This is a genomic window from Pseudomonas spartinae, assembly GCF_965197125.1.
In the GTDB taxonomy this organism is placed as follows: domain Bacteria; phylum Pseudomonadota; class Gammaproteobacteria; order Pseudomonadales; family Pseudomonadaceae; genus Aquipseudomonas; species Aquipseudomonas composti_A.
The window spans coordinates 1-252 of record NZ_CBDAMB010000053.1 but is presented as its reverse complement, the minus strand read 5'-3'; the positions used below and the strand labels follow the sequence as shown (position 1 = coordinate 252).

Annotated in this window: 1 protein-coding gene; it reads right to left on the bottom strand. The window is 61.1% G+C overall.

Features of this window, described 5'->3' with window-relative positions; genetic code table 11:
• Positions 1-158: 158 nt before the first annotated feature.
• Positions 159-252: transposase domain-containing protein (locus ACN8M7_RS26025; RefSeq protein ID WP_146226874.1), on the bottom strand; the 94-nt coding region annotated here is incomplete at its 5' end.

Genomic DNA, 252 nt, shown 5'->3' with positions numbered 1-252 from the left:
CGATGCGGATCACTGGGTGAGCCCACGGACAAAGCGGGCGCAGCCTTCAGGGTCGGAGGCTGGCCATTTGACGGTGATCGCTTGCTCGCCAAGCGGTAGCTCGATCATCACCGATGCTTCAGTCGACGTAAGCGTCCGCCGAACTCACCTTGCGTGATTCAGGCAGGTACCCACTGATGCGGCAGTAGTTGGCCGATCTCACTCGCCCGCTGCGTCGGCAGTCGTGTCAGCACGTCCTTGAGATAGGCATAC